The organism is Mesorhizobium sp. M1348, from assembly GCF_040317925.1.
In the GTDB taxonomy this organism is placed as follows: domain Bacteria; phylum Pseudomonadota; class Alphaproteobacteria; order Rhizobiales; family Rhizobiaceae; genus Mesorhizobium.
Genome location: NZ_JAMYLH010000011.1, coordinates 35,776 through 56,458, shown reverse-complemented (window position 1 = coordinate 56,458; position 20,683 = coordinate 35,776). Strand labels below are relative to the sequence as shown.

Here is a 20,683-nt window from a genome sequence, read left to right as displayed (position 1 = left end):
AGCGTTTGCGCTTTCTCGATGATCCGCCTGAACTCAGAGCCTCAGGCGTATGACCTGGTAGGAATAGGCCGGCAGCGACAGGCTCAGCTTGCCGCCGACGAGCGAGGCGCCCTCACCCTTCCTGGGGCCGACATTGCCAGGGTTTTCGGCCGAATTGACGGCTTTCAGATCGGCGTGTGCCATCACCTGGTGATCGACGATCTCCGCCGCGCCGAAGCCGGTGAGGTCGACCACTGTTTCGATTGCCTCGCTCGAATGGCGGTTGACGGCAAAGAAGGTGACGTGGCCGGTTTGCCTGTCGTGCACGCCGGCAACATCGACATAGGCGACGTCGCCCGCAACGGCGGATTTGTAGGTCGGGCTTTCCACCTTGAGATCCAGCGCATTGCCGCGGCCATAGCTAGAAGCAAACAGATAGGGATAAAAAATCGTCTGCCGCCATGCCGGGCCATTCGGAACGGTCATGATCGGCGCGATGACATTGACCAGTTGTGCCAGGCAGGCGATCTTGACGACATCGGAACGGCGGATGAAGGTGTTGAGGATCAGGCCGACCTGCAGCACATCCTCGAAATTATAGATGTCTTCGAGCAACGGCGGGGCGAACGGCCAACCGTCGCTGCCGCCGAGTATTTTCTTGTCCTGCTCCTTGGAATGGTACCAGACGTTCCATTCGTCGAACGAGATGTAGACCTGCTTGTTGGAGCGCTTCTTGGCCTTGATATAGTCGATGACGCCGGCGACCGAGACAATGTAGCCGTCGAGCTTTTCGCTCATGGCGAGATAGTTCGGAGCGTCGTTGGCTTCGTTGTCGAAATACATGTGCAGCGAGATGTAGTCGACCTCGTTGTAGGTATGGTCGAGAACCGTCGCTTCCCATTCAGGGTAGGTCGGCATCTTGGCATTCGAGGAGCCGCAGACCACCAGCTCGAGTGACTTGGAGAAGGCGCGCATGGCCTTGGCCGTCTCATGCGCCAGGCGGCCATACTCGTCCGCGGTCTTGTGGCCGATCTGCCAGGGGCCATCCATTTCATTGCCGAGGCACCAGAGCTTGACGTCGAACGGCTCCTTGCGGCCGTTGGCGATGCGCTTGTCGCTCCATTTACTGCCGCCGGGATGGTTGGCGTACTCCAGAAGGTTGCGGGCTTCGTCGAGGCCGCGCGAACCGAGATTGACGGCAAGCATCATCTCGGTGTTGGCGCAGGTGCACCAATCGGCAAATTCATGCAGGCCGACTTCGTTGCTTTCCGATGTGTGCCAGGCAAGGTCGAGGCGGACTGGGCGCTGTTCCTTGGGGCCAATGCCGTCTTCCCAATTGTAGGCCGAGACGAAATTGCCGCCGGGATAGCGGACGATCGGAACATTGAGTTCCCTGACGAGATCGATGACGTCCTGACGCATGCCGTTGGCGTCCGCTGTCGGATGGCCGGGCTCATAGATGCCGGTGTAAACTGCCCGCCCCAGATGCTCGATGAAGGATCCGTAGAGCCTCGGATCGATTTCCGAGACAACATAATGCGGATGAGCCGTAACGGCTGCCTTCATGCATTCCTCCCATCGATATCACAAACGATGATTTAAATCATCTTGCCCGATATCAAAGCGGGATTGGCAGCCCTTCGTCAAGCCAAAATACCCAAATGTAGGACAATTAGACGAACGCTTTGGCACAGCAGAAAGCTAGCTAATTGAAATTGCTAAGTTATCTTCAGAACCCGGTTTCATGATATCAACCAGTTTTGATCCTGAGCAGGATGTCCTGATCGTAATTTCCAAAGCCCTTGCCGAAAATGTTGATCCCGCCGGGGCGCTTGGCGTCGTCCTTGACGCCGATACGGATGCGGATTGAATGATGGCTCTTCAGATCGAGTGCGGCGAGGCCGGTTTCGGAAATCCTGAGGCCGTCGACATAGGTGCCGTCATTGGCAATTCGCCAGTTCTTCAACTTGCCGTATTGCGAGCCCTTGAGCTTCCACCAGGAGGGCGTGAAGACGCCGCGCTTGTCGCCGAAATCCCCCGGCGACGTCCAGGTGCCGACATCGACACCATTGATTGTCAGCGTAATGTCCGAGGGCCAATCGGCGCTGGTGCCCGGCACTTCCGAGGACAGCTCTATCGCCACTTCGAGTCCGGTGATCTCGGCATTGGCGAGCTTGGCATTGTTGGGGAACTGGTATTCGACAAAACCGCGCGTGAACCATAGCAGACCGGCTTTCATGCGGTCCGGATCGAGGAAAGTGTTGGGAACATCGAGCAGACCGATGATGCCGTCCGGCGAGCAAAGGCCGCAGGGCGCGGTAACCTCGAAGCCGGTGTAAAGCCCGATCGGCATCGACACTTCGATCGCGTCGTTCTTGACCGCACGATATTCGCTCTTGAACACGACGAGCACTTCTTCGGCCGTCGGATAACAGATTTTCTGACTGCCTTTCTTCGCTTTCAGATTCTCGGTGCGGATCAGCCCCGCATCCTCCAGCACCTGGATGTTTGTCGAGACGGTCGACTGCGGCAGCGACAGCACGGCGGCGATTTCGTTGACATTCATCGGCCCCTTCTCATGCAGCAGTTTCAGCATCGAGATACGCGCCGAGGAGGCAAGCCCCTTGAGCACGGCAATGCCTTCCTCAGGTTCAATCACCAGAAAATTGCGACTCATGAAATTGCCCGGCCCATGTAAAATCTATATCCGAAATTAGCCTGTATATCGGGAAATCTGATTTAATCAATGTGCAGGCGGAACGCCGGGCAATTTGTTGAATCCGGCAGGGCGAGGGTCGCGCGGTGGCCCTGCACAGAATTTGTGCAGGAGCCATATGCAGAGTGGACACCTGAACGCCGATCGCCCAATCTAGTCCGGAGCCGAGCCCGGTGATGGCGGCTTGCACATAAAGCGGTTGGACGGGTCGTGACCAAAGGGTGGAAATTATACGATCAGCGACTGGCCTGGGTCCTCGTCGCGCCTGTGCTTTTACTGCTTACCCTGCTCCTGCTGCTGCCGATCGCGATGATGACGGTCTACACGTTTTTCACCTTCGTCACCGCGGGGGTGGAGTCGGCGGTGCTGACCTTCGACAACTGGAAGGAATTCCTCACCGACAGTTACTATCACGGTTTTCTTTGGAAGACCGTTCGCGTCGGCGCCATCACCGCTGTGATCTGCGCGATCCTTGGTTATTTCCCCGCCTATTTCATCTGGGCCACGACCTTCAGGCACAAATGGCTGCTGTTGCTGCTGCTCATCGTGCCGTTCTGGATCAGCTTCACCATCCGGACGTTCTCGTGGATCCACATCCTCGGCGAACAGGGGCTGATCAACGTCCTGCTCATCAGGCTGGGCGTCATCAACGAGCCGTTGCCGATGCTCTACACCGAGGGCGCCGTCATCATGGGGCTGCTGCATTTTCTGCTGCCCTATATGATCCTGAACGTCTATGTCAGCCTGGAAAGCATCGACCGCACGCTGATCGCCGCCGCCCGCTCGATGGGCTGCACCAGCGCGCAGGCGTTCCGCGAAGTGACCCTGCCGCTATCGATGCCGGGGCTGGGCGCCGGGCTGCTGCTCTGCTTCGTGCTGGCGGCCGGCTCCTATGTGACGCCGCAGCTGCTCGGCGGAAGCCGCGACGCGCTGTTCGGCAACTTGATCTACGACACCATCATGGGGCAGCTCAACTGGCCGATGGGCGCAACGCTTTCCATCGTCCTGTTCGTCCTGCTCGGCGCGGCCGCGGCCGCTTACAGCCGCTATATGGGCCTGTCGCAGATCATGAAGGGTCTCAGTGCATGAGAGCGGATCATCCCGATCGCGAAGGCAAATGGGCGTGGCGGCTGACCGGCGCGATCACGGTGTGCGTCTATGTCTTCATGTTCGCGCCGATCATCGCCACGGTCGTGCTTTCCTTCAACGCCTCGATGTTCGGCGGCTTTCCCCTCACCGGCTTCAGCCTGCGATGGTATGAGAAGCTGCTCACCAACGAGCCGGTTCTCGACGCCTTCCGGACATCGATGTGGATTGCCCTGGTGACGGCGACGGTGACGACGCTGCTCGGCATCATGGCGGCATTGGCGCTGGTGCGCTTCGAGTTCCGTGGCAAGCAGGCGATCAACACGCTTGTCATTCTTCCCGCGCTGGTCCCCGAAACGATACTCGGCGTCGGCCTGCTGGTCATGATCAAAGCCGTCGACCAGCCGCGCAGTATGACGCTTCTGGTGCTCGGCCACATTCTGCTCACGCTCCCCTACGTGGTGCTGATCGTCCAGGCGCGCATGGTCGGCATTAAACGTTCCTATGAGGAGGCGGCACTGTCGCTCGGAGCGCCGCGTGTGTCGACATTCCGCGAAATCACGCTGCCGCTGCTCATTCCCGCAGTGCTTGCCAGTGTTCTGCTCGCTTTCACCATTTCGTTCGACAACACCTCGGCCAGCCTGTTCTGGCGGCCGGCGGGCGTCGAGACCATGCCGACGCAAATCCTTTCGATGCTGAAGATCTCGATCAGCCCCGAGGTGAACGCGCTCGGAACCGTCATGATCCTTTTGACGGTCGGCATTCCCTTGGCTGGCGGGCTCATCCTGCAAAGCCTGACCTGGTTCAAGGCAGGCAAGTGAAAATGAAAATGGGAGAATGGAAATGAAACTGACAACCACCAAACGACTGGAGAGGCTCAACGAACGCTATGCCAATGGCGACATCAGCCGGCGATCATTCCTGACGCTGACGGCCGCCGCTGCCGCCGCCACCGGGCTTTCCCTGCCCTGGATGGGACGGGCGCTGGCCGCGGTTTCGGAAGTGCGCTTCGACGGATGGGGCGGCGTGGTGCAGGAGGCGATCGACAAGTACGCGTTCCAGCCTTACACCGCCAAGTCCAAGGTCAAGGTCGTCCAGGGCACCTTTGGCGACGAGAACGAGATCATCACCAAAATCAAGACCTCGAAACCAGGCGACTTCCAGATCGTCCATTCTTCCGGCGTCAACTACTACATCAAATACGTCAATGGCGGTTTCAATTCGGAGATCAACGAGGCGAACATTCCAAACATGGCGAATGTGCTGACCGCCATGATCGAGCCGTTCCGCAAGATCACGCCGAAGCTGTCGGCAGTGCCATATGATTACGGCACCACCGGCATCGCCTACAACAACAAGGTCATCTCGCCGGAGGAAGCCAAAGAAAAGGGCGCCAACCTGCTTACCGACACGAAATATGCCGGCAAGATCGGCGGCTACGCCGATATGACGACGCGCGTCTGGTATGCGGCGCTGCAGACGAAACAGGACCCCAACAACATCCAGGATATGGATGCGGTCTGGGCCAGGGTTCGCGAGACCCGCGACCTGGCCAAGAAATTCTGGAGTTCCGGCGCGGAACTCATGGACCTCCTGTCGCGCAACGAGATCGTCGTCACCGACGCCTGGTCCGGACGTGTCGCCGCCCTGCAGCAGCAGGGCCAGCCGATCGGCTATCTCGACCCTGCCGGCTCATACGCATGGATGGAGGACATGCTGGTGCTCAAGGGATCGCCCATGGCCGAATGCGAGGAGTTGATCAACTTCATGCTGGATCCGGCCACGTCGATCGCCGTCGCCGAGGGCCAGAACTATCCGCCGTCCCTTGACCCCACCAAGGTGAAGCTGACCGATAAGATCGCCGCGCTTCCGGCCTTCGACCCGACCGGATCGATGAAGTCGCTGACCTTCGCCGATCCGCTCTACTGGGCGAAGAACGAAGACGCCTGGACCAAGCAGTGGGACAGGGTGTCGAAAGGTGCATGACGACAACAGCCACGACCATCAGCCCCGGCCGGCTTCGGCCGGGGCTGCTGGCGACCCGCTCGCCCAGAGCGAGCGGCAGCCGATAGGAAAGCCTGCGGTCGAGTTTCGCGACATTGATATTTTCTACGGCAAGTTCGCCGCTGTGCGCGATTTTTCACTGGCGATCCGCAAAGGTAGTTTCGTCACCTTGCTGGGGCCGTCCGGGTGCGGCAAGACGACGATCCTGCGATCGATCGCGGGCCTGGTCGACATCTCCAGTGGCCAGATCTCGATCGGCGGAAAGCGGGTCGACGACATCCCGATCTACAAGCGCAACATTGGTCTGGTGTTCCAGAACTACGCGCTCTTTCCGCACAAGAACGTCTTCGACAACGTCGCATTCGGCCTGAAATACCGAAACGTGCCGAAACCGGAAATCGTGCGCCGGGTCAAGAAGGCGCTGGATATGGTGCGGCTGCCCGGCAGTGAGACAAAGCTGCCCTCACAGCTTTCGGGCGGCCAGCAGCAACGCATCGCACTGGCCCGCGCCATCGTCTTCGAGCCGGAAGTACTGCTGCTGGACGAGCCCTTGTCGGCGCTCGACGCCAATATGCGCGAGGACATGCGCGTCGAGATCAAGAAAATCCAGAGGGAGACGGGCATCACCGCTATCTTCGTGACGCACGACCAGGAAGAAGCCTTGTCGATGTCCGACCACATCGTCGTGATGAACGCCGGCCTGATCGAGCAGATCGGCTCCCCCGCGCAGGTCTATGACCGGCCGGCCACCGCATTCGTCGCCAATTTCCTTGGCAAGGCCAACATGCTGCCCGGCAGCGTGACGGTGATGGACGGCAAGATGGCGATGATCGCGCTGGCCAGCGGCCATGTCGTAAAGGTGGCCGCGCCGAAGGCGCTCGCGACCGGCAGCGCGGTCACCGTCGTCGTTCGCCCGCAGAAGCTTACCGTCGGTACCGCCGGTGCTGCCAACAGGCTGGCGGGACGGATCGTCTCGACCTCCTATCTCGGCGGCAATGCGGTCTACGAGATCGACATCGGCGCCGGCACGCAGGTGCGCGCCAACACGTTGATCGACGGCCAGCCGCTGCGTGAAGGCGAAACGGTCGATGTCTGCTTCGACCCGCTGGGCTGCGTGCTTCTCGACGCGCAAGGCTTACGCATCGCCTAGCGAGGCGGAACTGAGCCGTTCAGTCTTTCGCGTCACCCTTTGGCCCGAGAAACCGCGCATAGACCTCACCGACAATACCGCGCCGGAAAACCAGCACGCAGACCATGAAGGTCAGGCCGGTGGCGATGGTCACCGGAAAACTCGAGGTGGCGAGCGTGTTTTCCAGGCCGACGACCAGACTGGCGCCGATGATCGGCCCGACCATAGTGCCGATGCCGCCGAGGAGCGTCATCAGAATCACCTCGCCCGACATCTGCCAGGTGACGTCGGTGAGCGTGGCAAACTGAAAAACGATCGCCTTGAGCGCGCCGGCCAGCCCGGCCAATGTCGCCGACATGACGAATGCCGCCAGCTTGTAATTGGCAACGGAATAGCCGAGCGAAATGGCCCGGCTCTCGTTTTCCCGGATGGAACGCAGGATCATGCCGAAAGGCGAGTTGATGATGCGCCAGATGGCGAACACGCCGATCAGGAAGACTGCCAGCACGAAATAATAGATGTTGATCGATACGTTCAGGTCGAGCATTCCAAGCAGCTTGCCACGCGGCACGCCCTGGATGCCGTCCTCACCTCCGGTGAACGGCGCCTGCACGCAGAAGAAGAAGAACATCTGCGACAGCGCCAGCGTGATCATGGCGAAATAGATGCCTTGCCGGCGGATGGCAAAGAAGCCCATCACAAGGCCGAGCAGCGCGGCTCCCAGGACACCGAGCAGGATGCCCGCTTCCGGCGGCCAGCCCCAGACCTTGACCGCGTATGCGGTGAGATAGGCCGCCCCGCCGAAGAATGTCGCATGGCCGAAGGACAACAGCCCGGTGTAGCCGAGCAGAAGGTTGAACGCGCAGGCAAACAGCGCAAAGCACAGCATCTTCATCAGGAAGATCGGATAGACGAAGAAAGGCGCCACCAGCAGCGCCAGGATGCCGAGCCCCACCAGCGTCCATTCAAGCCATACCGAACTTTTGACGCGCGTCTCGCGAAGTGAGAGTTCGGCCATCTCAGGCATCCCTTCCGAACAGGCCGGCTGGCCGGACCAGAAGCACGATCGCCATGATGACGAAGACCACCAGATTGGAGGCTTCGGGATAGAAAACCTTGGTCAGGCCTTCGGCGAGGCCAAGCATGTAACCGGTGACGATCGCCCCGAGGATCGATCCCATGCCGCCGACCACGACGACGGCGAAGACGACGATGATGAGGTCAGATCCCATCAGCGGGCTCACCTGATAGATCGGCGCGGCGAGAACCCCCGCAAGCCCGGCAAGAGCGGCGCCGAGGCCGTAGGTGAGAGTCAGCAGCAACGGCACGTTGACGCCGAAAGCCTGCACCAGGCCGGGGTTCTCCGTTGCCGCGCGCAGATAGGAGCCCAGTCTGGTCTTCTCGATCAGCGCCCAGGTGACGAAACAGACGATCATCGAGGCGACCACCACCCAGCCGCGGTAATTAGGCAGGAACATGAAGCCGAGATTGGTTCCCCCGGAGAGCAGCGGCGGCACGGAATAAGGACTTCCCGATACGCCATAGTAGTAACGGAACACCCCTTCGAGCACGAGCGCGAGGCCAAAGGTGAAAAGCAGCCCGTAGAGCGGGTCGATGTCGTAAAGCCTCGAAAGCGCCAGGCGCTCGACCACGACGCCGAAGCAGCCGACGATCAGCGGCGACAGGATCAGAGCCGGCCAGTAGCCGATGCCGAACCGGGTGAGAAGCAGGTACCCGATGAAGGCGCCGAGCATATAGAGCGCGCCGTGGGCGAAATTGATGACGCGCAACAGGCCGAATATGACAGCCAGGCCCAGGCTCAACATTGCGTAGAACGAGCCGTTGATGAGGCCGACCAGCAACTGGCCGAGGAAAGCCTGAACGGGTATTCCGAAGATCATCGTCATGGCGCCATCATACACCCAGCACTTCATGCAGCAGCGTCATACGATCCGGCAGTTCGCCGACGGGAAAGCCCGCCACGACCTTGCCGTGCTCCATCAGGTAGAAACGGTCGGTGACGCGGCTGGCAAAGCGGAAATTCTGCTCGACCAGCAGGATCGTCATGCCGCGCTTTTTCATCGTCGCCAGCACGTCGCCGATGCGCTGCACGATGACGGGAGCCAGTCCCTCGGTCGGCTCATCGAGAAGCAGCATTTTCACGCCGGTCCGCAGCATGCGCGCGATCGCCAGCATCTGCTGTTCGCCGCCCGACAGCCTGGTGCCGGGGCTGTTGCGTCGCTCCTTCAGATTGGGGAAGAGATCGAATATTTCCTCCACGCTCATGCCGCCCTCAGCGACGATCGGCGGCAAGACCAAATTCTCGTCCACGGTCAATGTTGCGAAGATGCCGCGTTCCTCCGGCACCAGGCCAATGCCTTGATGCGCGGTCCGGTGCAACGGCAGGCGCATCAGATCCTTGTCGTCGAAAAAAATCTGGCCGGTTCGCTGGCGGATCAGCCCGATAATGGCGCGCAATGTCGTGGTCTTGCCGACGCCGTTGCGCCCCAGCAACGTCACGGTTTCACCTGGAAAGACGTCCAGGTCGACGCCGTGCAGCGCATGGCTCTCGCCATACCAGGCGTTGAGGCCGCGGACTGCGAGAAGCGGCGCGGCGTCACTCATCGGCGGTGCCCATATAGGCGATCCTCACCCGCTCGTCGCGGCTGACCGTGGCGTAGTCGCCGGCGGCAAGGATTTCGCCGCGCTGCATGACGGTTATCCAGTCGCAAAGATCGGCTACAACAGTCAAATTGTGCTCGACCATCAGCACCGAGCGCTCCTTGGCGACCGAGCGGATGATGTCGGAAACCGTGCGCACATCCTCATGCCCCATGCCGGCCATCGGCTCGTCGAGCAGCAGCACTTTCGGGTCGAGCGCCAGCGTCGTGGCGATCTCGAGCACGCGTTTCCTGCCATAGGAGAGATCGGCGGCGGGCCTGTTCTTGGCATCGTCGAGGCCGACCGACCGCAAAAGCTCCTCGGCGCGCGGCGTCAATCGATCGAGCGCAGACAGCGAGCGCCAGAACTGAACGCTGAGCCCGCCCGGCCGCTGCAGCGCAACGCGCACATTGTCGAGCACGCTGAGATGTGGAAACACCGCCGAGATCTGGAACGAGCGCACCAGGCCCATCCGCGCGACCTTGGCTGGCGAGGTGCGGGTGATGTCGTGGCCGAGCAGTTCGATCCTGCCGCTGGTCGGCGGCAGGAACTTGGTGAGCAGGTTGAAGACGGTGGTCTTGCCGGCGCCGTTGGGCCCGATCAGCGCGTGGATGTTGCCGTGGTAGAGGTCGAGATCGACATTCCTGACCGCAACGAAACCGGCGAAGTCGCGCCGCAGGCCTCGGGCGGAAAGCACCACCCGCGGCTCACTCGGTTCGGGCGGTTCCATCGGTCCGCCAATCACTCGCCGGCGGTGGGACAGCCGCTCTCCTTGGGGCTCAGAAACGCCTCGTTACCGGGGATCGTGGCGAGCGGTTTGTAATAGTCCCACTCCTTGGTGCTCTCGCTCGGCGACTTGACCTGATAAAGATACATGTCGTGAACCATGTTGCCGTCGGCCTGCACTTTGCCGTTTGCCGTAAAGACGTCGTTCACTGGCATCGCATGCAATTCCTTGGCGACCGCCTCGGTTCCGTCGGTGCCGGCTTTGTCGATCGCCTTTAAATACTGGGTCACCGCCGAATAGGTGGCGGCCTGGATCATATTCGGCATGCGGTTGGTGCGCTTGAAGAACCGCTGGGCGAACTCGCGGCTCTTGTCGTCGCGATCCCAGTAGAAACCTTCGGTCAGCACCACGCCTTGCGCCGCCTCGAGGCCGAGCCCATGCACCTCGGCCAGCGTGAACAGAAGTGCTGCAAGCCGCTGACCGCCCTGCACGATACCGAATTCGGCCGCTTGCTTGGTCGAGTTGGAGGTGTCGAGGCCAGCATTCGCCAGGCCGATGACCTTGGCGCCCGACGATTGCGCCTGCAGCAGGAAGGATGAATAGTCGGTCGAGCCGAGCGGGTAACGCACCTCGCCAACCACCTTGCCGCCATGGCTCTCGACGAACTTTGCGGTCTGCTCCTTCAGCGAATAGCCGAATGCATAATCGACTGTGACGAAGAACCAGCTGTCGCCGCCTTGCTGGACGAGAGCGCCACCGGTCCCCACTGCCTGCGAATGCGTGTCGTAGGCCCAGTGGAAGCCATAGGGCGAGCACTGTTTGCCGGTAAGCTCGGTGGTCGCGGCGCCGGTGACGATGTCGATTTTCTTCTTTTCCTTGGAAATCCCTTGGACGGCGAGCGCCACCGAGGACGTTGTTAGTTCCATGATGGAATCGACCTGTTCGGTGTCATACCACTGCCGCGCAATGTTGGAGGCGATGTCCGGCTTGTTCTGGTGGTCGGCGCTGACGATCTCGACCGGCGCACCTTGCACCTTGCCGCCGAAATCCTCGACCGCCATCTTGGCGGCCTCGACCGACCACTTGCCGCCGAAATCTGCATAGACGCCCGACTGGTCGTTGAGAATGCCGATCTTGACCTTGCCGTCGGAAACCTCGGCGGCTGCGGCAGGCATCGCAGTCGCTGCAAGAAGCGCGGCCGAGACCAGGTACGATATCTTCATTGGTGACTTCCTCCCTTATGATCGACAACCGAGCAACATATCGGCGGCTGCCTGCTGCGGCACGAAAGAGTGGCCTCCCACTTTCCATCCTCTCCGGCGCAAAATCACGCAGCGCTCTACGGCCGCTTATGCCCGTCCCTCAAATCGTAGCATCGCTCGGCAACGCGAGAACAGTTACTTTAGTATTAGGCATTTGCGATGCCGGCCGCGCACCGCCGAAGCGCAACATAGCGTCGGATCGTGCGGCGTCCAGATCGGCCTCTATTCTCGCCGAAGCAACGATTACGGCTGAACGGTCCTGATCCGATATCGCTGACCGAGAATTCCCATCGTCAACCCTCGGCTGGATGATGGCACGCAACCAGGCGGCCCTCGCCAATGCTTTGGAGAAGCGGACGCTCGCTGCGGCAGATCGGGGTGGCAGCTGGGCAACGGGTGTGGAACCGGCACCCGGAGGGTGGGCTCATCGGGCTGGGCAGGTCACCCTTGAGCACCAGCCGGCCGCGCCGCGCCCGGTCGATGCTGGGTACCGGCACGGCGGAACGCAGCGCTGCGGTGTAATGATGTCTGGGCGCCGCAAAGACCTCGTCGGTCGGCCCGCTCTCCACGATCGATCCCAGATACATGACCGCCACACGGCTCGAGATCTGGCGCACGACAGAAAGGTCGTGAGCGATGAACACATAGGTCAGGTTGAACTCCTCGCGCAAGTCGGCGAGCAGATTGACGATCTGCGCCTGGATCGACACGTCGAGCGCCGAGACCGGCTCGTCGGCCACGATCAGCCGTGGCCGCAGCGCCAGCGCGCGGGCGATGCCGATACGCTGACGCTGGCCGCCGGAGAATTCGTGCGGATAGCGCGATGCGTGCTGGGGCGACAAGTCGACCCGGCGCAGAAGGTCGGCCACGCGGTCCGCCATTTCCGATGTCGAGAGGCGTTCATGGATGCGGAATGGATCGGCCAGCAGATCGCCGACCCGCCGGCGCGGATTGAGCGAAGCGCTGGGATCCTGAAAGACCATCTGCATTTGCCGCCGCAGCGGACGGAGCTGGCCCTGGGATGCGTCGCTGATATCGCGGCCCTCGAATTCCAGCGACCCCGAGCTGATTTCGGTCAGGCGCACCAGACACCGGCCAAGCGTGGACTTGCCGCAACCGGACTCACCGACGATGCCGAGCGTTTCCCCGGGCCAGATGTCGAGCGACACCGTATCGACCGCATGCACCGTCCGGCGCTGCGCCGGAAAGATCGAGCGGCCGACGCTGTAACGTTTCGACAGATCGCCGGCGCGAAGCAGCGGGCGCGGCACGGCATTCATCGTTGCATCTCCACGCCGCCAGCCCTCTGGGCAGCGAGCTGTCTGCGCGTAGGCTCCGGCAACAGGCAGGCGGCGCGATGGCTCTCGCCTTGCATGATCGGCAGTTGAACCAGACAGGCGTCGTGGCGAAAGGCGCAGCGGGGGCTGAAGGCGCAGCCTTTCGGCAGGTCGGAGAGCGACGGCGGAATCCCCGGGATGGCGGCGAGCCGGGCTGGACGTGGTCCCTCCATCGGCGGGATCGAGCCGAACAAGCCCCATGTGTAGGGATGCAGCGGCGCCCGGAACACGCTGCTCTTGCCGCCCTCCTCGACAAAGCGTCCGCCATACATCACCAGCACCCGGTCCGCGACTTCGGCGACGACGCCAAGATCATGCGTGACCAGGATCACGGCGGAGCCGAACTGGTCGCGCAGTCGTCCGATCAGTTCGAGGATCTGCGCCTGCACCGTAACATCGAGGGCTGTAGTCGGTTCATCCGCGACGAGCAGCGCCGGGTTGCAGGAGAGCGCCATGGCAATCACCGCACGCTGGCGCATGCCGCCGGAAAGCTGGTGCGGGTAGCTGTCGACGACCCGATCCGGATATGCGATGCCGACCGCATCCAGCAACTGCACCGCCCTCGCCCGCGCCGCTTTCGCCGACACCTTTTCATGCGCGCGCACCTGCTCGCCGATCTGATTGCCGATCGTATGCACTGGGGTGAGCGCCGACATCGAATCCTGGAAGATCATCGCGATCTGGCGGCCGCGAATGACATCGAGCGCACGCCGCTTGAGCCCGATCAGCTCCTGTCCCATGAAACGGATGGAACCGGAGACGATAGCGTTGGGGCTGTCGATCAGCCCCATAATGGCGAGCAAGGTCTGGCTTTTGCCCGAACCGGACTCGCCAACCACACCGACGATTTCGCGCTGCTCGACGGAGAACGAAACACCTCCCACCGCGCGCACCAGGCCCTCGTCGCTGCGGAAGGAGACGGTGAGGTCCTTGACCACCAAAAGAGGAGCATCAGCCGACATTGCGCGCTCTCGGGTCGACGATGACGAAGACGACGTCGACGACGAAGTTTGCCATCACCACGAAGAAGGCGGCGTAAATCACCGTGGCCAGGATCATCGGCAGATCGAGGGTCTGCAGCGCCTCATAGGTCAGTTTTCCGACGCCCTGCAGTCCGAAGACCACTTCGGTCAGCAGCGCGCCGCCACCGACCAGGGCACCAAAATCGAGGCCGAACATGGTAACAAATGCGACCAGCGAGGTCCTGAGGCCATGATGCAGCAGCACCCGGCGTTCGCCGATCCCCTTGGCCCGGGCGGTGCGGATGAAATCCTCCTGCATCATCTCGATCAGGCTTGCCCGCAGCACCCGGCCATAGAGGCCGACATAAAGGGTTGCCAGCGTGAACCACGGAATGACGAGCGCCTTGAACCAGCCCCAGGGGTTCTCGGTCAGGGGGATGTAGCCGAGCGGAGGAACCCAGGAAAACAGCCAGCTGTCGTGCCAGCGGCTTTGTGTCAGCAGGTTGGCGACCTCGCCCAGCCAGAAGACCGGGATCGACACGCCTATCAAGCTCAGGATCATCAGCGCCCGATCCACGAATGTACCGCGCGTTGCGCCTGCGATCACCCCGACGATCAATCCGCCGAGCACCCACAGCACTGCCGCGCCACCGACCAGCGACAGCGTTACGGGAATGGCGCTTATCACGGTCGGAATGACGCGTTGCCCGCGATTGACGAAGGAGGTGAGATCGCGGCTAACGAAAAGCCGGTTCATCATCAGCCCATATTGCACCGGCAATGGCCGGTCGAGACCGAAATCGTGGCGCACCTGGATCAACGTCTCTTGCGAAGCATTGCGGCCGGCAATGCGCGCCGATGGATCAGCGCCAGGCGTCGCAAAGAAGATCAGGAAAGCGACGACGCTGATGCCGAACATGACTAGCACCATCTGGCCAAGCCGGAAGCCGAGCGCGGCAACCACTAGACGCCCCTCGGCGAGGATTTCGGATCGAGCGCGTCGCGCACGCCATCGCCCAGAATGTTGAAGGCCAGCACCGTGATGACAATGGCTAGCCCCGGCGCCAGTGCCACGACCGGCCGCGAATAGAGCAGGCCCTGGCCGTCCTGGATGATCGTGCCCCAGCTGGCATCCGGCGGCTGCACGCCGATCGACAGGAACGACAGCGAGGATTCCGTCATCATGTTGAGCGCCAGAATCAACGGCACGAAAACGATGATGCGGGTCACCACATTGGGCATGATGTCGCGCAAAAGGATGCGCCAGGGCGACGCGCCTAGGCCGATCGCAGCGGTGACGAATTCGGCATGCATCAAGGTCAGGACATGGCCGCGGATCGGTCGCGCCACATAGGGCACATAGACGATGCCGATGATGAAGACCGGTAGCCACAGGCTGCCGGAGCGGATTTCGAATGGACCGATCTGGATGCTCTGCGCAATCAGCACGATCGACAACGAAATCGCCAACAGGAAAATCGGAAAGGCCCAGAGCACGTCGAGAATGCGCGACAGGCCGATGTCGACGATGCCGCCGAAGAAGCCGGAAACGACCCCCAGAAACGTCGCGAGGACAAGGCACAGCACGGCTGCAGCACCGGAGATCAACAGCGAATCCCGTCCGCCGTAAAACAGCCGCGCCGCGACGTCACGGCCCTGGTTGTCGGCACCGAGCATATAGGGGCCGATGCGCCAGGTCGGCCCGATCGGCGTCATGCCGAGGCCAAGGCCTTCGGTGGAGGGCTGCAGCACCGGCTGGGTCACCCCATCGACAACGATCTCGCCATTGAGATTGGTCACAAATGGATCGGTGCCGGAGACGTATCGCGCATAAAGCGGCGCCGCGAGCGAGGCGATCACGATGACGACGAGCACGGCGAAGGCAGATATTGCCGAACGATCGCCTTTCAGCTTGCGCCAAGCGGTGCGCCACGGGCCATCGGTGGCCCGGCGAACCGGGATGGCGGGCTGGTCCGCAATGACATTGACCATGAACAGGATTGCCTAGGAAAAATCGCGGCCTGGAAGATGCGCTGATCCGCCGGAAAAGGAAATGCGACGGAGAGCCAGCGGCACTCCGTCGCATTGGCTCCGGTCGGCTATTCCACCCAGGACTGGCTGACGATCCAGTAGAATTGCGGGCTGAAGGTGAAGTTCTTCAGCCTGGAAGAGATGACATCGACGCGCTTTGGCGTGAACAGGACAGCGACCGGAGCCTTGTCCGTCACGGCCTTGTCGATGGCGGTCCAGAGTGTCGCGCCCTTGGCCGGATCGGCGATGGTGGCTGCCTCTGCCTCGTCCATCGATGCGTCGATCGACTTGTCGCAGAACCCCGAAATATTGACCGAGGCGTCGGAGCCCGGCGTAAACGAGGCACAGCTGAACAAGACCTGCAGGAAATTCGACGGCGCCGGGTAATCCTGGAACCATTGCGAAATCGAAATCTGCACCTTGTTATTGGTGTTCTGGATGTAGGTGAACTGTATGTTCTGCGAGATCGGCTTGACCGACGTCTTGTAGCCAAGCTGGTTGAGCACGTCCTGCAGGTACACGCCGATCGCCTTGGAGACGGTGGTGTCCTCGGTGATGATCGTCACCTCCTGACCTGCGGTTCCCGATTCAGCGACCAATTGCTTGGCCTTGTCCATATCCGGCGCGGACCACTTCTCACCTGGATTGGCGGTGAACGGGCAATAGGCTGCGAATGACGGGAAGCCCGGCGGCAGGATCTGACAGGCCGGCTGCGCCAGATTGCTGCCGCCGAACAGCTTGACGATCGCGGCGCGGTCGATCGCGAAGTTCACGGCTTGGCGAACGCGTATGTCGTTGAACGGCGCCAGATTGGTGTTCATCGGCGCGTACCACATCGCCGTCAGCGGGTGAACCGTGACCTGCTTGGCATATTTGGTGCCGAGTTCGGCGAGACGGTCGGACGGCGGCGGATCGAACATCCAGTCCGCCTGGCCATTCTCGACCGCCGTCACCGCCGCCTCGTCGGTAAGGCCGAATTCATAGTCGATCTCGTCCGGATATCCGGCCGGCTGCGCTTCCTTGCTCCATTCCTTGAAATGAGGGTTGCGCACAATCTTCATCAGCTTGTTGGGGTCGTAGCTGGCGATCATATAGGGTCCGGTGCCCGGAATCGGATCGGTGCCGGCGTCCTTGAGCGGCGCGCTCGCCGGCAGGATCGACGCGTGTGGAACGGCCAGCTTCTGCAGGAACTCGGCATCCGGCTGGACGAGTTTGAAGGTAATGGTTCCGGCCGCATCGTCAACCGACAGGCCGCCGTCGAGGGTGCATGTCGCGGGCGCCTTCAAGCACGCATCCGCACCAACGATGCCTTTGTAGAAGGTCCCGGCCGTCGGCCCGCTGATCTTGAAGATGCGCTGGAACGAAGCCACCACGTCCTTCGTGGTGACATCCGAGCCATCCGCGAATTTGATGCCCTTGCGCAGCTTGAAGACATAGGTCTTGCCGCCGTTCTCGACCTGCGGGAGGCTTTCCGCCAGATCCGCGACGACCTGGAAGCCCGTCTTGTCCCCGGCCTTCTTGTAGGTCACCAGGCCATCGTAGAGGACATAATTGATCTGGAAATACTGCAGCGTGTAGTTGATGTGCGGATCGGCGGTGCCTGCCGCGGCATTGGCCAGCAGTCGGAGCGTGCCGCCTGGCTTGCCCTCGGCGGCCAAGGCACTGCTTGCCGGCGACATCATCGTCACGCCGAGCAAAGCCAGCCCGGGAATCAACGCTGTAAATGCTTTTTGGAGTCGCATATTTGTTCCCTCATGGAGGCGTGTCGGCTTTTGCCGCGCTGAACCCGGTGGATCGACCATCGCGCGGCTGAAAACAGTCTGGGTTTGCGAACGGCGTCCGCTACTTCGCCCAATCGCAAAAGACTACGGCGAGCGAAGCCGGACGGGATAGCTATTAAGATAGATAGGGTCGGACAGGCTTATCCCGCCTATTTGTTGAGCAGCCGGCCGACATGGCTATTTGACAAGCAATCATCAGCGGGTAAGCTTGCCGGATGCAAAGCCTTCCAGGCGATCTAGAGAGCCGGTTCCGAACTGGAATGAGCATCGACGCTGCCATGGTGGTGGCGACGGAGGTGCTGGAGCCGATCGGTTTCACTGCATTCATCTACGACTATACGCCCGTGCCGGTCAGTCACAAGGGCGAGCTTATCACGCCCTCGCTGATGGCTCTGCGCAACGTGCCGCGCGACATGCAGGATCTCTGGTGCAAGGGCGGATATTATCAGCTTGACCCGGTGCAGGAGGCCGCGCTCACCGTATCGAGACCGTTTCTCTGGTCGCACAGCGGCGTTCAGAGCACCGTCATGCAGCGCGTGCTCCAGTCCAAGCACGATCCTGTGGTCAGCTATTTGCTTGACACCAGGATGACCTGCGGCGTCACCGTACCCATTCGCCTTGCCGGCGGCGATCTCGCCACCTTCACCGCGATCCGTGCCGATCCGGAGGCCGGGTTCGAGCTCGAAGCCAGACCCTTCATCGCCGAGATCGGCGATCTGGGTCATCTGCTGCATGACTCCGTCTACGCCGGTTTCGACGCCGGAATCCGCACCTGCCAACATGTCCATCTGACGTCGCGCGAACGCCAGTGCCTGCGCCTGGCCGCTGCCGGACTGACGGCCAAGCAGGTCGCGCGTGAGATTGGCCGCGCGGTGCCTACCGCAACGCTGCACCTCAACGCGGCGACGCGAAAGCTTGGCGCGCGCAACCGCTTCCATGCCATCGCGCTCGCCGCCCATTACCGGCTGCTCGAACCGGAGCATTGAGGCTCGCGACCTGCGGGCGATCGGCCTCCTCCCGGGCAAACCCATAACCGGCAAACCTATAAATAGTGCTAGCTGTAAATGCGCCGGGCCGCTTAGTACCGTCGGCCGCAAAACAAGGCTTGGGAGGGCCCACAGTGGCTCCTGCTGCGCCATGATGCGGAGCTTGGATTGTGACGGCACATGCGATCACTGAAGGATTTAGCTACTACAACGGTTATCGCACCTGGTACCGCGTGACCGGAGACCTCGGTTCGGGCAAGCTGCCCCTGGTCGTCGCTCATGGTGGACCGGGCTGCACGCACGACTATGTGGACTCATTCAAGGAGCTTGCCGGAACCGGGCGAGCCGTCATCCACTACGATCAGATCGGTAATGGCAAATCGACCCATCTGCCGGACAAGGGCGGCGACTTCTGGACCGTCGATTTCTTCCTGGGCGAACTCGATGCGCTGCTCACCCATCTCGGCATCGACAGCCGCCACGCCCTGCTCGGCCAGTCCTGGGGCGGCATACTCTCGGCCGAGCACGCCGTGCGCCGCCCTGAGGGGCTCAGGGCATTGATCCTGGCCAATTCACTGGCCTCGATGGCGCTGTGGGTGGACGGGGCCCGGCAATTGCGCGCCGAGTTGCCAGCCGATGTTCAGAGTGCGCTCAACCGGCATGAAGCGGCGGGAACCACCGATCACCCCGAATATGTTGCGGCGACGAAGGCTTTCTACGACCGTCATGTCTGTCGCGTCGTTCCAATGCCGCCAGAGGTCGCCCGGACATTTGCTGCAATCGAGGAAGATCCGACCGTCTATCACACCATGAATGGTCCCAATGAGTTCCACGTCATCGGCACGATGCGGAACTGGACCATCGTCGACCGCCTGCATCGGATCGAGGCGCCGACCCTGGTTTTCCGCGGCTTCTACGACGAAGCGACCGAGGCCTGCGTCCAGCCCTTTCTGGATCTTATCCCGTACGTCGAAGGCCTGGTCTTCCCGAATTCCAGCCACATGCCGCATGTCGAGGAAAAGCACGACTGCCTCACCGCCGTCGGGCGCTTCCTGGCCAAATACGATTGACGTTCCAGCAACACGCCCTTCAGCCTGCGGTGGCCGAAGACGAGTGACAGTCCGCTCTCGGCAAGGTCGGCGAGCAACTCCTCGTTGCCGCCGCCGGTGCCATGACGATGCCGTCGATGCGGCGCTCCAGCACCCGGTCGATCTCGCGCGCTTCGCGTGCCGTGTTTCTCGTCGGTGTTGAACAGCAGAATATTATAGCGCTCGGCGCGCTGGTGGGCCGCGTCCTCCACTCCGCATACGAACTCGGCGAAAAAGGGGGTGGTGACGTCCGAAATCGGCGCGGCGATGGTGCCGGTCTGGGCGGCGCGCAGGCTGCGCGCTGTGCCATCCGGCCGATATCTCAGCGCGCTGAGCTGTCTTGAGCTTCTTTTGGTCTCGACGCTCAGGGCGCGCGAACCGTTGACGACAGGGGAGACCAGCGCGGTCGACGCCGAGTGCGAAGGAATTCGGTGCCTGCGGGTATGGAACGTGTGCACCCCAAATTTCGCCAAGCACGTTGCAACCGAAACCATTAGCGGCCGTTAAAGTTCGGGTGGTTTAGCGGGAGGCTTTCATGCAGACGTATCTCGTCGAGCGTATGGACGGCGACGATGTGATCTCGGTGCGCGTCGTCAACGCGCCGAGTCCGTTCAGAGCTGCGGCCATGGTGACCGATGGACATATTACCTTCCGAAAATGGGAAAAGGACTGGATCCGTGTGACTGACGAAAATCGGGGACAGATCTATGCATATTGTTTCGTCCCCGGCAGCTATTCCGACACCGAAGCATCGCCGGTATCGCCCGGGAGAAACACAGAATAGGCAATATGCCTGAATGGCGGCAAATTCCGTCTCGATCCCACCTTGGTCTTCGATCCCGCCTTGGCATGTGTGCAACAGGTGTTGCCAACTTGGCACAAACGCCAGTGCTCGCTGCGTCATGCGCACCACAGCACCCAGCGAGCCCGGAAT

At 61.5% G+C, this 20,683-nt stretch carries 20 protein-coding genes; 8 read left to right on the top strand and 12 right to left on the bottom strand.

Translation table 11 applies throughout. From position 1 onward, the window contains the following. Positions 1 to 33 precede the first annotated feature (33 nt). Entirely contained in the window at positions 34 to 1,545 is a 1,512-nt protein-coding gene (arfA, locus tag NKH13_RS19355; protein WP_352913761.1) for an arabinosylfuranosidase ArfA, read from the bottom strand. Between the two features lie 184 nt (positions 1,546 to 1,729). Beyond that, entirely contained in the window at positions 1,730 to 2,656 is a 927-nt protein-coding gene (locus tag NKH13_RS19350) for an ArsR/SmtB family transcription factor (RefSeq protein ID WP_352913758.1), read from the bottom strand. A gap of 249 nt (positions 2,657 to 2,905) precedes the next feature. On the opposite strand from NKH13_RS19350, the gene NKH13_RS19345 reads away from it, so the two are divergent. From NKH13_RS19345 to NKH13_RS19330, 4 genes are read left to right on the top strand one after another with little or no spacing between them, the layout of a single operon-like run. Next, the gene (locus NKH13_RS19345; protein ID WP_352913756.1) at positions 2,906 to 3,784 is read left to right on the top strand and encodes an ABC transporter permease; all 879 of its coding nucleotides are present in this window, start codon (positions 2,906 to 2,908) and stop codon (positions 3,782 to 3,784) included. Further along, positions 3,781 to 4,602 carry an ABC transporter permease gene (locus NKH13_RS19340; RefSeq protein WP_352913754.1) on the top strand — a complete coding sequence of 274 codons (822 nt, stop codon included), beginning with the start codon at positions 3,781 to 3,783 and terminating at the stop codon, positions 4,600 to 4,602. Before NKH13_RS19345 ends, NKH13_RS19340 begins: the two co-directional genes overlap by 4 nt. A 22-nt stretch (positions 4,603 to 4,624) precedes the next feature. Then, a complete protein-coding gene (locus NKH13_RS19335; protein ID WP_352718041.1) occupies positions 4,625 to 5,767 on the top strand; it encodes an extracellular solute-binding protein in 1,143 nt (380 codons plus the stop codon). Next, on the top strand, positions 5,760 to 6,935 hold the full coding sequence (locus NKH13_RS19330; protein ID WP_352718039.1) for an ABC transporter ATP-binding protein: 1,176 nt from the start codon (positions 5,760 to 5,762) through the stop codon (positions 6,933 to 6,935). Before NKH13_RS19335 ends, NKH13_RS19330 begins: the two co-directional genes overlap by 8 nt. A gap of 19 nt (positions 6,936 to 6,954) precedes the next feature. Here the strand turns inward: NKH13_RS19330 and NKH13_RS19325 are convergent, their stop codons facing one another. The 10 genes from NKH13_RS19325 to NKH13_RS19280 form a co-directional block, all read right to left on the bottom strand. Next, entirely contained in the window at positions 6,955 to 7,932 is a 978-nt protein-coding gene (locus NKH13_RS19325; RefSeq protein ID WP_352718037.1) for a branched-chain amino acid ABC transporter permease, read from the bottom strand. A 1-nt stretch (position 7,933) separates the two neighbouring features. Beyond that, entirely contained in the window at positions 7,934 to 8,821 is an 888-nt protein-coding gene (locus NKH13_RS19320; protein ID WP_352718036.1) for a branched-chain amino acid ABC transporter permease, read from the bottom strand. Between the two features lie 7 nt (positions 8,822 to 8,828). After that, the gene (locus NKH13_RS19315; RefSeq protein ID WP_352718035.1) at positions 8,829 to 9,539 is read right to left on the bottom strand and encodes an ABC transporter ATP-binding protein; all 711 of its coding nucleotides are present in this window, start codon (positions 9,537 to 9,539) and stop codon (positions 8,829 to 8,831) included. Further along, a complete protein-coding gene (locus tag NKH13_RS19310) occupies positions 9,532 to 10,305 on the bottom strand; it encodes an ABC transporter ATP-binding protein (RefSeq protein ID WP_352718034.1) in 774 nt (257 codons plus the stop codon). The genes NKH13_RS19315 and NKH13_RS19310 overlap by 8 nt, the downstream gene beginning before the upstream one ends. A gap of 11 nt (positions 10,306 to 10,316) precedes the next feature. Further along, on the bottom strand, positions 10,317 to 11,525 hold the full coding sequence (locus tag NKH13_RS19305) for an ABC transporter substrate-binding protein (RefSeq protein WP_352913749.1): 1,209 nt from the start codon (positions 11,523 to 11,525) through the stop codon (positions 10,317 to 10,319). 332 nt (positions 11,526 to 11,857) lie between these two features. Continuing rightward, entirely contained in the window at positions 11,858 to 12,844 is a 987-nt protein-coding gene (locus tag NKH13_RS19300; RefSeq protein WP_352913746.1) for an ABC transporter ATP-binding protein, read from the bottom strand. Further along, positions 12,841 to 13,863 carry an ABC transporter ATP-binding protein gene (locus NKH13_RS19295; protein WP_352913743.1) on the bottom strand — a complete coding sequence of 341 codons (1,023 nt, stop codon included), beginning with the start codon at positions 13,861 to 13,863 and terminating at the stop codon, positions 12,841 to 12,843. The genes NKH13_RS19300 and NKH13_RS19295 overlap by 4 nt, the downstream gene beginning before the upstream one ends. After that, positions 13,853 to 14,827 carry an ABC transporter permease gene (locus tag NKH13_RS19290; RefSeq protein WP_352913740.1) on the bottom strand — a complete coding sequence of 325 codons (975 nt, stop codon included), beginning with the start codon at positions 14,825 to 14,827 and terminating at the stop codon, positions 13,853 to 13,855. The genes NKH13_RS19295 and NKH13_RS19290 overlap by 11 nt, the downstream gene beginning before the upstream one ends. Beyond that, positions 14,827 to 15,855, bottom strand: coding sequence for an ABC transporter permease (locus tag NKH13_RS19285; RefSeq protein ID WP_352913737.1), 1,029 nt, complete (start codon positions 15,853 to 15,855; stop codon positions 14,827 to 14,829). The genes NKH13_RS19290 and NKH13_RS19285 overlap by 1 nt, the downstream gene beginning before the upstream one ends. Positions 15,856 to 15,962: 107 nt before the next feature. Further along, entirely contained in the window at positions 15,963 to 17,636 is a 1,674-nt protein-coding gene (locus NKH13_RS19280; RefSeq protein WP_352913734.1) for an ABC transporter substrate-binding protein, read from the bottom strand. A gap of 299 nt (positions 17,637 to 17,935) precedes the next feature. Between NKH13_RS19280 and NKH13_RS19275 the strand changes: the two genes are divergently transcribed. From NKH13_RS19275 to NKH13_RS19260, 4 genes are all read left to right on the top strand, one after another. Continuing rightward, the gene (locus NKH13_RS19275) at positions 17,936 to 18,661 is read left to right on the top strand and encodes a helix-turn-helix transcriptional regulator (protein WP_352913731.1); all 726 of its coding nucleotides are present in this window, start codon (positions 17,936 to 17,938) and stop codon (positions 18,659 to 18,661) included. 170 nt (positions 18,662 to 18,831) lie between these two features. Beyond that, positions 18,832 to 19,731, top strand: a complete 900-nt coding sequence (locus NKH13_RS19270) for a proline iminopeptidase-family hydrolase (RefSeq protein ID WP_352913728.1) — start codon at positions 18,832 to 18,834, stop codon at positions 19,729 to 19,731. A gap of 101 nt (positions 19,732 to 19,832) precedes the next feature. Next, positions 19,833 to 20,093 carry a hypothetical protein gene (locus NKH13_RS19265; protein ID WP_352913726.1) on the top strand — a complete coding sequence of 87 codons (261 nt, stop codon included), beginning with the start codon at positions 19,833 to 19,835 and terminating at the stop codon, positions 20,091 to 20,093. Positions 20,094 to 20,284: 191 nt separating this feature from the next. Continuing rightward, the gene (locus NKH13_RS19260; RefSeq protein WP_352913723.1) at positions 20,285 to 20,533 is read left to right on the top strand and encodes a hypothetical protein; all 249 of its coding nucleotides are present in this window, start codon (positions 20,285 to 20,287) and stop codon (positions 20,531 to 20,533) included. Positions 20,534 to 20,683: the final 150 nt, after the last annotated feature.

What these genes read in the sequence shown, in the direction of transcription:
- arfA (WP_352913761.1), bottom strand. Translation starts at nt 1,545, where the DNA reads ATGAAGGCAGCCGTTACGGCTCATCCGCATTATGTTGTCTCGGAAATC.
- NKH13_RS19350 (WP_352913758.1), bottom strand. Translation starts at nt 2,656, where the DNA reads ATGAGTCGCAATTTTCTGGTGATTGAACCTGAGGAAGGCATTGCCGTG.
- NKH13_RS19340 (WP_352913754.1), top strand. Translation starts at nt 3,781, where the DNA reads ATGAGAGCGGATCATCCCGATCGCGAAGGCAAATGGGCGTGGCGGCTG.
- NKH13_RS19335 (WP_352718041.1), top strand. Translation starts at nt 4,625, where the DNA reads ATGAAACTGACAACCACCAAACGACTGGAGAGGCTCAACGAACGCTAT.
- NKH13_RS19325 (WP_352718037.1), bottom strand. Translation starts at nt 7,932, where the DNA reads ATGGCCGAACTCTCACTTCGCGAGACGCGCGTCAAAAGTTCGGTATGG.
- NKH13_RS19320 (WP_352718036.1), bottom strand. Translation starts at nt 8,821, where the DNA reads ATGACGATGATCTTCGGAATACCCGTTCAGGCTTTCCTCGGCCAGTTG.
- NKH13_RS19315 (WP_352718035.1), bottom strand. Translation starts at nt 9,539, where the DNA reads ATGAGTGACGCCGCGCCGCTTCTCGCAGTCCGCGGCCTCAACGCCTGG.
- NKH13_RS19310 (WP_352718034.1), bottom strand. Translation starts at nt 10,305, where the DNA reads ATGGAACCGCCCGAACCGAGTGAGCCGCGGGTGGTGCTTTCCGCCCGA.
- NKH13_RS19305 (WP_352913749.1), bottom strand. Translation starts at nt 11,525, where the DNA reads ATGAAGATATCGTACCTGGTCTCGGCCGCGCTTCTTGCAGCGACTGCG.
- NKH13_RS19300 (WP_352913746.1), bottom strand. Translation starts at nt 12,844, where the DNA reads ATGAATGCCGTGCCGCGCCCGCTGCTTCGCGCCGGCGATCTGTCGAAA.
- NKH13_RS19295 (WP_352913743.1), bottom strand. Translation starts at nt 13,863, where the DNA reads ATGTCGGCTGATGCTCCTCTTTTGGTGGTCAAGGACCTCACCGTCTCC.
- NKH13_RS19285 (WP_352913737.1), bottom strand. Translation starts at nt 15,855, where the DNA reads ATGGTCAATGTCATTGCGGACCAGCCCGCCATCCCGGTTCGCCGGGCC.
- NKH13_RS19280 (WP_352913734.1), bottom strand. Translation starts at nt 17,636, where the DNA reads ATGCGACTCCAAAAAGCATTTACAGCGTTGATTCCCGGGCTGGCTTTG.
- NKH13_RS19275 (WP_352913731.1), top strand. Translation starts at nt 17,936, where the DNA reads ATGAGCATCGACGCTGCCATGGTGGTGGCGACGGAGGTGCTGGAGCCG.
- NKH13_RS19265 (WP_352913726.1), top strand. Translation starts at nt 19,833, where the DNA reads ATGACGATGCCGTCGATGCGGCGCTCCAGCACCCGGTCGATCTCGCGC.
- NKH13_RS19260 (WP_352913723.1), top strand. Translation starts at nt 20,285, where the DNA reads ATGCAGACGTATCTCGTCGAGCGTATGGACGGCGACGATGTGATCTCG.